Below are 13,014 nucleotides of genomic sequence, written 5' to 3' on the forward strand. Positions count from 1 at the left end.
CCTTGCACACAGTGCAGGATATCTATTCTCATTCCAATTCGGTTGACAACAATATCCCAGTGGGGGATATCTTTGAATTAGCAAACGGAAGTCAATACCAGTGTGACAGCAATAATAATTTTGCTCCAGACGGCCTTGTAACGGGATATTTTTCGCTTTCCGGAATTTTAAGTGGCAACCAATGCCGGGGTATGCCCGATGGCATGTGTTGTCACAGAGAACTCAACAAAGATAGCCCCAGTGAACCAAACGGCAACCAGCATGCAGCGGCCTATAGTGCGGCAGAGCAGGGTACACAGGCGTTTTTAGATAGTGTTGTTGAGCAATTAAATGCTCGCGCCTCATCACCGGAGCAGGCGCAGCAGTTGATTAAAATTCTCAAGAAACGTATGCGTCGCACGGCATTTGTTATTGATGTATCGGGCAGTATGGATACGGAAATTTCTGGCGTCAAAAGTTACCTCGCCGGTGAAATAGCCAACATGAAGACCAACCCGGAGGAATCTCATAAACTCGGACTGGTCACCTTTGCCGATCATGTAGACAGTACCGGATTCAGTTGTGATCTGGATGAGATTTTAACCGAAGTGAATGCACTGAAGGCGGGCGGAGGGAGCGGCTGCGGCGAGGCCTCGAACCGAGCACTGCTTTCTGCTTTAAGGGATTTTCCTCGCGGTCGCAGCGATATGTATGTACCTGGCGGATCGATAATATTCGCTTCAGATGAGCCAGCCTATAACCCTAGCCTGGGCTATCAGATTGTGCAGTTGGCCCGGCAAAAGCGCATTAGGATTAATACGATTGCCACCGTTGATACCTCCTGTGATCAGCGTTCAGCGCAGGCTAGATCTTTGTCAGCGATGGAGATGGCAGATAGTGTTCCTGATCCTCTGACTTCCGCTTCCACCTATGCCCAATATGGGGCTATTGCCAAAGAAACCGGCGGTATATTTCTCGGGGTCAATAAAGCGCGGGCGGAAGCTGCCATTGAGCTGTTAATGGAAATGGATAATGCCAATCGCGCTTTAATTTCAGAACAGGTGATCAACACGCAGGCAACCGACACACTGATGATTGTCATTCCTGTCGATGATTCTCTGAGTGATAAACTGCAGCTATTATTTACCAGCGATGAAAACACTGAGTTTCCGGATATCAGTGTCGAAGACCCCGCCGGGCAGTTGTTGGATATATCAGATCCTCAATTAAACCCACAGCGCCTGGGCTCTGCCAATATTATTGAAATTGACTCACCTCAGGTGGGCCTGTGGAAACTGCATCTTACCGGTGCCTTTGAAGCCCGCCTGCAGGCTTACAGTTACAGTGCTCTTCAGACACAAGATATCCGCTTATCCAGCCTAACGAATGGGCTTAACGCCAGAGATGGTTTGCTGATACTCGATCGCATTCCGGTGAGTGGCGAGTCATTGGCCTTGCAAATCGGGTTATCTGAAAGTGTCAGCGAAGCCAGGTTGAGTGTACGTAATTTGCAGGGCCAGGTTTTAGCACAACCGGCAACGGTGTTGGACACCAATGGCAGGGTTATCAGTGCCACCTTTACGGTACCGGATGAAGCATTCTTGTTAGTGGCCGAGGGCAACACGGAATTGGGAGAGGCTTTTGCCCGTGTCGCCGCCACTATTGAACCGGAGCGCTTGAGCCTGGACCTGTTGGGCAATGAAGAGTCGGATCTCAATCAGCGTACATTGGTTGCTTTGAGTCAACCTGTGCTTAAATTTGAAATCACCAATGGCTTTGCGACTGCACAGGAGATTGAGTTTAATCTTTCCGGAGCAGAATCTGTAACCCTGGAATATCCAGCTACGGTGACGATTCCGGCCAATCAGAGCCACACCCTTGAAGTTTTGGTCACCATTGATCGGGCGGCGGAATGGAATAAGGTCACTACCTGGGTTGCCACCGTATCTTCCGTAAACGATCCCACGGAACGCCAAAGCCTTGTGATCGACGTCAAACTGGTACCTCCTGTGGAGATCATTGGGGACGAACAGGAGAATGTACTCACGGGATTTTATAACGATAATACGTTAATGGGTTTTGCTGAAAACGATATCCTGAGCGGAAGAGGTGGCAATGACACTTTGCTCGGCGGTGAGGGTGATGATGTGCTTCATGGTGACTCAGGCAGTGACCACCTTTATGGTGAAACTGGTGACGATGAACTGCACGGCGGTGACGACGATGATCAATATTATTACCAAGCCGGCGACGGTAATGATCGTGTGTTCGATACCCAGGGTTATGACCTCCTCAATCTTATGAATATTTCGCCTTCGCAAACTCTGTTACGGCGTCGTGGGAATGACCTGCTTGTCACCTTTTTGGGTCCTGACAGCAGTACTGAAAACAGTGTTCGGATCAATTCCCATTTCAGCTATACCGCCGGCCAGGTCTCTGCTGGTGCTTTGGAAGAAATCACCTTCGATGGTGGTATGAGTTGGGATTACCAGACGATTTTTATCAAGGCCATTGAGGGCTATGACGCTGACGATATTATCGAGGGCCATGCAGAAGACGATGTTATCAACGGCGGTAACGGACAGGATCAGATCGATGGTGGCAGGGGTAATGATATTATTCATGGAGAAGCGGACAATGACACTCTCAACGACTATTTGGGCAACAATCAACTCAATGGCGGCGCTGGCGCAGACACTATAGCCGGGTCTGGTGTTTTGCATGGCAATGAAGACAATGATAGCCTGAGCGGTAGAGGGGAACTTTACGGTGATAACGGCGATGATACGCTGACCGCTGAATCTGCATCCCGACTCGATGGTGGCGCTGACAATGATCAGTTATACGGTAGTGATGGAAATGATCAATTGTTTGGCGGAACTGGTGACGATATCTTGCAAGGCGATGTAACGCCCTTTGATTACGGTGATAATGCGTTTACCGGTGGCCCGGGAAAAGACATTCTCTATGGCGGTTATGGCCGTGATACCTATTATTATTACCGGGGTGATGGTGAAGATATCTTGACCGAAACCAAAATCGATGAAGCCTATAGCAACTTTGAAGCCTCGATCGACAGCCTGGTATTCGGCCCGACTATTAAAACCGAAGACGTTGAGTTTTATCGCATTGGTGAAAATCTGGAGCTGCGTTTTTCACAAGCAGGCGACAAGATTACCATTACTCATTGGTTTTTAGGCTTTAGTAACAGTGATCAAGACTATTTTAAAGTCAACCGTTTTGTTTTTCACGACGGCACTATCTGGAGTGATGTCGATGTAGAAAATAACATCATCTATCTGGGGACGCCTGGTGACGATATTCTTTTCGGCTACCGGGACAGATCAGAGACATTAGTCGGCCAGGGTGGGAATGATCAACTGAGCGGTGGTTCAGGCAATGATATCCTACAAGGGGGCGATGACGATGATCGTTACTATCACCACCCGGGGGATGGTTTGGATGTGATTATCGAACAACATGGCAATGATATACTCGTGCTGCGCGGTGGCATCACGGCATTCGACGAAAGAATCGAATACCTGAAGCAAGACGATGACCTAATCATTCGCTTTGATCAAGACTCGCAACAAATGATTCGTATCAAGGATCACTTCGCTGACGAGGCTAATGAAATAGAGCTACTCGGCCATTCTGAACGGGCCGTTGACGACAATCGGTTTGAGTTCGATATAATCCCCATGAGTGGTATTTACTCGCGTTTAGTGGATTTCGAAACCTGAGAACCTGTGACACTGGATAACGGTGGCAGCAACGTTTGTGCTGGAACCGACCAGGGTGAGTAAATCACCAATAGTATCAATGCCAAGGATGGCAATACTAGGGTATTTTTATTTGCCGAAAACAATAGACACAGTGGTAAAGCCGGAGGCGATTGGCTTGATGGAGGCACCGGTCAAGACACGTTCAAGAATGGGGTTCACACTACTTCCCCTGTGGGAGTAGAGGAAGATGGCCAGTCAAGGGTGTATAAACACGAAAAGCGCCTCATTGATGGCATTGCGTCACGGGATTATTTCCCACTTGCTAGGGCTGTTCCCGTTTGGATCTCCCCTATTGCTCAATAAGGGCAGGCTCGCATTGTTGAGGTTCTAACAAAGCGAGCTTGCAATGCCCCGATTAGTGCTCAGCGATCAGCACTGGCCAAAACTGTAGAGAATTTTACGATATAACACTCCGGTCTCTTGATGACCATTGTGGGCATTTTCTAACATAGGCGTACCGGCTGCCCATAGAGAGGTTAACCGAAGGACTTCGTAGACTGGAGAAAGCTGTATAAGCGCTTCATTGCCTGGGCCGTTGCACGGTTGAAACACGATCGCACGACTGCCCCCCCGCAGACAAACTCAATAAGGACTTTCAAACACAGCCGCTATGTCTTGTACTTTACTATGGCTACCTAGTGAAACGGGCATAGCCCCTAAAATATCACTATTAAAGGCGCTGATTTTTAGAGCGCCGAAACTATTCTGAACTCCAGTGCTTTTTGTTTATCTCTCTGTCTGGCTTCCCTCAAAACGGCAACCCTGCTGCTTGCCAGGGATTGCCATACCGCCCAGCCCCTAAGCGCTGCTCTATAGCGGGAGGTCTTTTACAGCCCAGTCAGTGACATGCGCGATAGGCTGGCGCCGTATTACCGGGTTGTGTATTTTCTACATTCTTATACACTCGGTAATAGCATTTCTTTCGTGTTTCTGTTTTTCGATTTTATCGAATCTTCTGATCAAAAAATAATGATCATCAAGGCCTTGTCACTCACAGCACTGGCAGATATCTAAATTAATATACCTGCGCCGTGGTTGAAAGATTTGTTCAATAAAAAACGTGTAACACTTGCGCCAAGGCGTGACTTGGCGCCTTAATTTTTTAAATTGGCCCAACGGGGTTCAGGGAAATGACTTTAAGGCTCTTTTGGATTATTTTGCTCGGTGCCGTTCTTGTTGGCTGTGACTCCAATAATAATAACAATCAGGTTCCCAGACTGTTATCCATCTCAATATTTCCCGCAGAAAACGCCGCGCGCGACCTGACCCTGGCGCCGGGCGAGACACAACAATATATTGCCCGGGCCAATTTCAGCAATGGCACCAGCTCCAATATTACCAACAGTGTGAATTGGCGAAGTGAAGATACCGCAGTGGTGACCGTCAATAACAGTGGTGTGGCCACGGCCGTAGCCCCGGGGAGTACCCGTATCTTCGCCAGCTTGGCGGGTATTTTCAGCAACCGAGCGCCGATCACTGTGAGCGGTGTTGTGCTCACCAGTATTCAAGTGACGCCAGCGGTGGTGAGCCTGCCCAAGGGCAACAGCCAGCAGCTCACGGCTCTGGGAACTTTCAGCGATGGGAGTACTGCCGATATCACCGACAGTGTGGCCTGGCGCAGTGACAACACCACAATTGCCACGGTGGATAGCCTGGGTGAGGTGGTGGCGCTGGCAGTGGGCAGTACCAGCATTTTTGCCAACCAGGGGGGCATTGTCAGCAATGCGGTGTCGGCGACCGTGACCAATGCCGTATTGACCAGTATCCAGGTGACCCCGGCAGTGGTAAGCCTGCCCTCGGGCAACAGCCAGCAGCTCACGGCCCTGGGCAATTTCAGCGATGGCAGCACTCTTGATATTTCCACCAGCGTGGACTGGGACAGCGACAACACCGCAATTGCCACAGTGGATAGCCTGGGTGAGGTCGTGGCGGTGGCGGTGGGCAGCACCAGCGTTTTTGCCAGCCAGGGGGCTATTGTCAGCAATACGGTTTCGGTGACCGTAACCAATGCGGTATTGACCAGCATCCAGGTCACCCCGGCAGTGGTAAGCCTGCCCGCGGGTAACAGCCAGCAGCTCACGGCCCTGGGCAATTTCAGCGATGGCAGCACCCTTGATATTACCAACAGCGTGGACTGGCACAGCGACAACACCGCAATTGCCACGGTGGATAGCCTGGGCGAGGTGGTGGCCGTGGCGGTAGGCAGCACCAGCGTTTTTGCCAGCCAGGGGGCTATTGTCAGCAATACGGTTTCGGTCACCGTAACCAGCGCAGTATTGACCAGTATCCAGGTAACGCCGGCGATGGTGAGCCTGCCCGCGGGCAACAGCCAGCAGCTCACGGCCCTGGGCAATTTCAGCGATGGCAGTTCCCTCGACATTACCACCAGCGTGGACTGGCACAGCGACAACACCGCAATTGCCACGGTGGATAGCCTGGGTGAGGTGGTGGCGGTGGCGGTGGGCAGCACCAGCGTTTTTGCCAGCCAGGGGGCTGTTGTCAGCAATACGGTGTCGGTCACCGTGACCAGTGCCGTATTGACCAGTATCCAGGTGACGCCGACGGCGGTGAGCCTGGCCCAGGGCGATAGCGAGCAACTCACCGCCACGGGCAATTTCAGCGATGGCGGCAGCGCCGATATCACCACCAGTGTGGATTGGCACAGTGACAACACCGCAATCGCCACGGTGGATAGCCTGGGTGAGGTCACAGGCGTGGGTGTCGGCAGCACCAGTGTATTTGCCAGCCAGGGTGGCATTGTCAGTAACACGGTGCCAGTCACAGTGACCAGTGCTGTTGTCCTGTGTAATATTGCCTCTTTTCAGGGAACGCAAGAGGATGTGGACGGCAATCTGGTGACGAAGACTTTTTATTGTGCACCGACACGTGCCCAGGTCGAGGCTACGGGAACCTTCGCTTCCCTGGAGACCTTTACTGAAGGCGGTGTGGAGTTTGCCACACTCGATTTTGATGACATGCTGGACTATTGTTTCGCCGCCTTTGGTGGCCTTCCCCCCTTCTCTGACTCGGCCTCTTTTGTCAATGCCAATTTGGTGGCGGGGTTCGGCGCGCCGCCCTTCTCCTGGCCTGTCTCGGAACCCTACCTTACCGTTAATGCTGCATTCGAGTATGTACCCATTACCTTGACCGGCGCTGGAGGGGCAATTGAAGGTCCGCCTGAACCGATCACACCGGCAATCCGGGCTGTGCCTATCTGCACCACCTCCCCCTAGCCCGGATTGGCATCTGCCGTCAGGTTCCGAAAGGGGGTCGCCAGGACTCTAACGCCGGGCTGTCCAGCAACAGCCCGGTCTCAATTAGCGTGTTATCTTGCACGGCCTGCTGCCGATCCGGAAGGCAGTTTCGCCCGAAGAAGTCTGACAGAACCCACCCTGCTGCTTATTGCAGCAATGGGCGGTCTGTGCGGCATTGGGCATTCGGCGTCTCCTGTCCACAGGATACTACCTGGCCGCACCGCAACCTATGCCCGTCGCAATTTCGTGATAATCTCATCCAGCTCTTATGGTATTTGAATTGCCTATTTGGCTCTCTGTTTCTTATTTGTGTGGAATGACTATTTCAATCGGGAGGACCTGGTCACTATATAGGATTTTATTTCCTGAAATTTCAGTGAAAAGCACATACTCTATTCCCCACTCAGATTCCCTGAGTGCAGACCTCCATATTCCAAAATTGATGCATTGACGGCTTTCTGCTAGCCTGACAGGCATGAATGTTCGATACGGTACCCAGAGCCCCCCACTCAGGTGATACATTGCATGCCCATATGGCAGAAGCCTGCGATTTAAAGTTTTAGCTTTTAATGGTGATCGATGCCCATTAAAAACCAGGGAATTTCTGTTCAGTCAATTTGACTTGCGTAGTCCAGCATGGAAATTTATCAAATCAAAACGTTCGTTGCCGTGGCCAGAGAGGGCAGCATTACCCGGGCGGCAGAGTGCCTGTATCTCAGCCAGCCTGCGGTGAGTGCACATATCAAAGCCATTGAGGAACAGCTGGGACTGGTATTATTTGAACGCAATACCAAAGGCATGCGCCTGACTGACGATGGCAAAAGACTGCTGAACAAGGCAGAAAAAATCCTTGCTACCCATCGGGATTTTATTGATGAGTCGTCTCGCATCAAAGGCGCACTGACTGGGAAATTTGTTGTTGGTGCCGGGAGTGAATCCTCCACACCAGCCATTGGCCACCTCCTTTCGAGTTTATCAGAACGCTGCCCCGGAGTGGATGTCAGGCTTCAATATTTTGAGCAGTCTATTGAGATGCTGAAGAGTTTGCGCAATGGTACTTTAGATGCCTGCTTCTATAACGAACCCAATGACCCTGCCCCCGACATTCACACGCTGGAAGTCTCCCGGTTCGGCATATTTCTGGCGGCACCGGCCGGGCTTGTGGTGAATTCACAGCCCCTGAATTGGCAGAGTCTCAGTGCAATGCCCTGGATTTCTCCCAATGCGGCCACCTGTTGTGGCCGGGCGGCAGAGAACTTGTTCAAGTTACACAATTTTCGCCCCAAGCAGATCATCAATGTGGATAGAGAAAACGTAATCCGCACGTTAATTTCCGGCGGGGTTGGCATTGGATTGCTGCATACCGACACCGCCCGTGAAACCCTCAATAATGGAGAAATCGATTTAATCTGTGAGGTACACAAGTCTGTCAAAGTTCTGTTTGCCTACCTGCCCACAAGAGAGCAGGATCCCCTGCTTGAAATTGCCAGTTCGATATTGCGCAGCAAAGCGCCCGGGTAGTACTGCCCGCCTGCTTTTCCCCAAGCGGCAGGCGCGCAGAGAGTGAGGATGGCGGACACCGGCGTAACAACCCCTGTAATACAGCGATTGGGCGCACCGTTTGGAGCTTGATAACGCACCCTGGTGGCCATTACCACTACGCCTCTTTTCGCGGTGCTTTGGAGGCACGTGGTTTTCCTAAAAAATCACCACAGGGCGTATGCCCGCACCCCCCCTACGACTGCTGAACCTGCATACACTGCCGGATTGTGGCCTGTACTGTCCTGCAAAGCCATTTCTGCAAATTCGCCCAATATGCCATTACTGGTGCTATTGCCGGGTGCTTTCACCGTGCCGGCCTTTCGGTGCCGATACCACTGGCCAGGGTCACTGGCTCAGGAATGCTGAGGTTAACCCTCACAAAATCCAAATTGTTGGGCCGGGAGGATGGAAAGATAATGTGATCCCGTTCGGGTCTCTTTTTTTTCGCAAGGAAAAGAAACCATGGAGTCAAGCAGTATGAAGGCAAACATTCCGGGCACTATTGCGTTGCACCCTATTGGTACGATACATACGGATTTCAATGCCCTGGGGCAATGCCCGCGGTCTGGCCGGTTTAACACCAACCACTCGGTCATTGAAATTGATGCGCAGTATCTGGAGGGCCTGTACAAAATCGAGTCTGCCACACATTTATTTATTTTATACTGGTTTGATCAATCTGATCGGACGCAATTGCAGCGGTGTGGTCGAAACGGCAAGGATGTCCGCGGTGTTTTTGCGAGCCGGTCCCCCAATCGACCCAATCCCATTGCACTGAGCCCGGTCAAGCTGATCCGTATTGAGGGCACTCGCCTCACCGTCAGCGGCCTCGACTGCCTGGATGGCACCAAGGTGGTGGATATCAAACCGTATATTCCCGCCGACGACAGGATTGAAGAGGCAAAAATAGGGTGGGACTATCCGGGCACTGAAGGGGACAAGGTGGAAAAATCCTCATACTCCAGCAGTAATCCGGACAAATGCCAATGCCATTTATTCAGAGATTCCTGAGGGAGATACTATGGAAAATTTTATTGGTTATGCAATATCCGGGTTATTAGTCTTATCGGCGGTATTACTCGGCTTGCTAATTCCAGGTGGTCCAATTGAGAACAGAAATTTTTCACATATAGCGCCTGCAATACTCGGTATGTTTAATACTTTTTTAACCGTGTTAGGCATTGCCAGCTTGTCTTTAGCTTATTTTTCCATTGGTGCAGGTAATCTTGCGCTCATTGCTTCCGCTATATGTGGAATATCCTATTTTCTGGTCTATGCCTTGGATTTAGCGAAGATTTTTCCTGTATCCCCAGATAAGATGCCTATAACACTATTCATTATCGAGGTTGCAGGGCTTATTCTCGCTATTCCTCTTACACTTTTATCGCTCTATTACCTATCATTGCCTAGGTCTGGAATACCTGAAATGGATATCTCAGCTTCAACTATAAATTCAATTCTAGTTGTTTTGCTCATTATTGGTATTGGCATTATAGCTTTTGCTACAAAAGCAGCAATGAGAAAATAGCAAACGGTTGTTGTCGCCCCTTCGGTGATCAGCCCCACCCATTGGCTGACCTAACGGTGGCCAGTGGTGAAAAATGGTTGGCAGAACTATCAGTAAAGAGTTAAGGGAGTTGGTTTTTCCATAAGATTGTTGGTTTTTCGTAGATCTGTGTGAAACCCCGGTTATATTCCCATTGACGAAGTGCACTTGCTGGATTTGTCGGTGTTACGTAAACTGAGACTGCTGTTTGAGCGCTTTTTCGAAAAATTACAAAAAGCTGAGCGGAAGATTACTGGCTCGCCGTCCTTCAGATACGCTGCTTTCTTTCAAGCCCTCAAGCACCAGAATGGGTTATACCTCCCTGAGAGTGCAGCACGCCTGTTTTTATCCGAGCTACAGGCGCTCATGTAGAGTATAACTTTGGTATCCAGATCGTTAGAATGCTGGGCATCGGTTTAACTACACCCCCTTCATTATAGTGATTTAGATGTTTTTGGCTTTCCCGAAAAATCGCTACAGAGTGTATGCCAGCACCACCTTTTCGACTGCTGAATCAGCACGAACCGCCAGAATGGGGGGCTGTGTTGCCTTCCAAAGGCATCTCTGGGAATTCCAAGCATTGTGCAATCATTGAAGCTATTACCGGGTTCTTTCACCGTGCCGGCTTTTCGGTGCCGATACCACTGGCCAGGGTCACTGGCTCAGGAATGCTGAGGTTAGCCCTCACAAAATGCAATTTGTTGGACCGGGAGGATGGAAAGATAATGTGATCCCGTTCGGGTCTCTTTTTTTGCAAGGAAAAGAAACTATGGAGTCAAGCAGTATGAAGGCAAACATTCCGGAAACAATTGCGTTGCACCCTATTGGTACGATCCATACGGATTTCAATGCCCTGGGGCAATGCCCACGCTCAGGCCGGTTTAACACCAACCACTCGGTCATTGAAATTGATGCGCAGTATCTGGAGGGCCTGTACAAAATCGAGTCTGCCACGCATTTATTTATTTTATACTGGTTTGATCAATCTGATCGGACGCAATTGCAGCGGTGTGGTCGAAACGGCAAGGATGTCCGCGGTGTTTTTGCGAGCCGGTCCCCCAATCGACCCAACCCCATTGCACTGAGCCCGGTCAAGCTGATCCGTATTGAGGGCACTCGCCTCACCGTCAGCGGCCTCGACTGCCTGGATGGCACCAAGGTGGTGGATATCAAACCGTATATTCCCGCTGACGACAGGATTGAAGAGGCAAAAATAGGGTGGGACTATCCGGGCACTGAAGGGGACAAGGTGGAAAACTCCCAGCACCCCAGCAGCAACCCGGACAAATGCCAATGCCATTCAGCCGCAGAGCATTAATCCAATACACGGCGTTATGGCCGTTTCTGGGCTTTGCCCTATCCCCTACAGGTGCCAATGGACGTGCAAACCGCCTTGTCATTGCCGATGAGGGGGGGGATCGCGGCCTTCCGGCCCCTTTTTTGCACCATAAGGATGGGATTGGCTATCTCTATACCAGCTATATTTTCGATACCCTGATTGCGCAAGACCGCACCGGTAAACTGGTTGGGGGCCTTGCCCGTGCCTGGCAGTTGTCCAGCGATGGTTTGAGTTGCACGATTACCCTTCGGGACAATATACGCTGGCATGACGGGAGTCCTCTGACCGCAAAGGATGTGGTGTTTACTGTTGCCTATATGGCAAAACATCCCTACCTGTTTGTCTCGACAGTAAAAATAGCGCGGGCAGTTGCGCTCAGTGCAAACCGGCTGAACATCCTCTTGCGGGAGCCCGATGCCGGGTTGCTGTCGGGTACCCTCCTCAACCTCCCCATACTGCCTGAACACCTCTATGCCGGGCACGCTTCGCCAGAGCGATTTACCAGCGGTTCGGCATTGATGGGGAGCGGGCCATATCGCTTTTCAGGCTACGACCGGGCGGAGGGTCGTTATTTTTTCAAGGGCAATACTGATTACTACCGGGGTGATCCCCTGTTTGACCAGATGGCTATCGTCACTATGGGACCAGACGCCGCACTGCGCGCCATGCGCTCCGGCGAGGTCGATCTCATCCCATTTTTACCCTATGACAGAGTCACACAAGCCAGATCCATGGGGTTTCAGGTTGTCACGGCAGCGAGTAATCACGTGGTACGGTTGCTCTTTAACAACCGAAACCGGTTTCAGGATCGTGACAGGCGCCATGCCTTGGCGTTTGCAATCCATCGAAAAGCGTTGATTGAAACCGTTCGCCAGGGCGAGGCAGCCCCGGCCGAGACCGGGTTTTTTCAGCCAAATTCTCCCTGGGGGGGAGACACTGCACTGCCTCCCTACGCCTTTGATCCGCAACAGGCACAAACCCTGCTGAGCAAATCCGGTTGGAGCAGGGATCAACACAAACGGTGGTGCTCGGATGGAGAGGTGATCCATCTGACACTGGTGACAGATACCCCATTAAGGCGCGAGGCGGTTGTTGTCTCCGAACAGCTGGAAAGTATCGGCCTGTCGGTTGATGTCCGCATTCTTGAGCGCACAGCGCTGCGGGAGGCCTTGCGCTCGGGTAATTTCGACTTGTCACTGCTGTCCACAAGCACCATGGGGGATCCCAGCGATCTGGCGCGTTACCTTGCGGGTGATTTCTGGAACGGTGATTATTTTGCCGGCAGCAGGGAGATGACGGCGCTTTTGGAGCAGCAGGCACAGGTTGTGAGTCTTCACCAACGCAAGGCATTGCTGGCGAAATTCCAGGCGCTCTACGCCTATGAACTGCCTTCCTACATGCTGTTTAACCCAAACTACGCCACGGCACACAACCATAAGATTGCACCGCGCTTTTTACCCGATGGTGTCGCCATCGGTATTCCTACCTCCGTCCACAAATCGGTTCTTGTGGGTTGACCGCGGTGTGTTCGGGGTTGAGCAGATCCAGGGTATAGCCGGGCTTTCCGCA

The 13,014-nt window shown here is 51.3% G+C and carries 7 protein-coding genes; all 7 read left to right on the top strand.

The window, feature by feature from the left end; translation table 11 throughout:
• Nucleotides 1-11 precede the first annotated feature (11 nt).
• The 7 genes from Q1A48_RS00055 to Q1A48_RS00085 all read left to right on the top strand — a co-directional run bounded on the left by Q1A48_RS00055 (nucleotide 12) and on the right by Q1A48_RS00085 (nucleotide 12,962).
• A complete protein-coding gene (locus tag Q1A48_RS00055; RefSeq protein WP_299939514.1) occupies nucleotides 12-3,722 on the top strand; it encodes a calcium-binding protein in 3,711 nt (1,236 codons plus the stop codon).
• Nucleotides 3,723-4,894: 1,172 nt separating this feature from the next.
• The gene (locus Q1A48_RS00060; protein WP_299939517.1) at nucleotides 4,895-6,997 is read left to right on the top strand and encodes an Ig-like domain-containing protein; all 2,103 of its coding nucleotides are present in this window, start codon (nucleotides 4,895-4,897) and stop codon (nucleotides 6,995-6,997) included.
• A gap of 657 nt (nucleotides 6,998-7,654) precedes the next feature.
• Nucleotides 7,655-8,539 (top strand): LysR family transcriptional regulator, encoded by an 885-nt coding sequence (locus Q1A48_RS00065; RefSeq protein ID WP_299939519.1) that lies wholly within the window; start codon nucleotides 7,655-7,657, stop codon nucleotides 8,537-8,539.
• 498 nt (nucleotides 8,540-9,037) lie between these two features.
• Nucleotides 9,038-9,571, top strand: coding sequence for a tRNA (N6-threonylcarbamoyladenosine(37)-N6)-methyltransferase TrmO (tsaA, locus tag Q1A48_RS00070; RefSeq protein WP_299939522.1), 534 nt, complete (start codon nucleotides 9,038-9,040; stop codon nucleotides 9,569-9,571).
• Nucleotides 9,572-9,581: 10 nt separating this feature from the next.
• Nucleotides 9,582-10,088 (top strand): hypothetical protein, encoded by a 507-nt coding sequence (locus Q1A48_RS00075; protein ID WP_299939525.1) that lies wholly within the window; start codon nucleotides 9,582-9,584, stop codon nucleotides 10,086-10,088.
• An 802-nt stretch (nucleotides 10,089-10,890) separates the two neighbouring features.
• A complete protein-coding gene (tsaA, locus tag Q1A48_RS00080; RefSeq protein WP_299939527.1) occupies nucleotides 10,891-11,424 on the top strand; it encodes a tRNA (N6-threonylcarbamoyladenosine(37)-N6)-methyltransferase TrmO in 534 nt (177 codons plus the stop codon).
• Entirely contained in the window at nucleotides 11,400-12,962 is a 1,563-nt protein-coding gene (locus tag Q1A48_RS00085) for an ABC transporter substrate-binding protein (protein ID WP_299939529.1), read from the top strand. Before tsaA (Q1A48_RS00080) ends, Q1A48_RS00085 begins: the two co-directional genes overlap by 25 nt.
• Nucleotides 12,963-13,014: the final 52 nt, after the last annotated feature.

The sequence above is a fragment of the uncultured Microbulbifer sp. genome (assembly GCF_947489355.1).
GTDB lineage: Bacteria > Pseudomonadota > Gammaproteobacteria > Pseudomonadales > Cellvibrionaceae > Microbulbifer.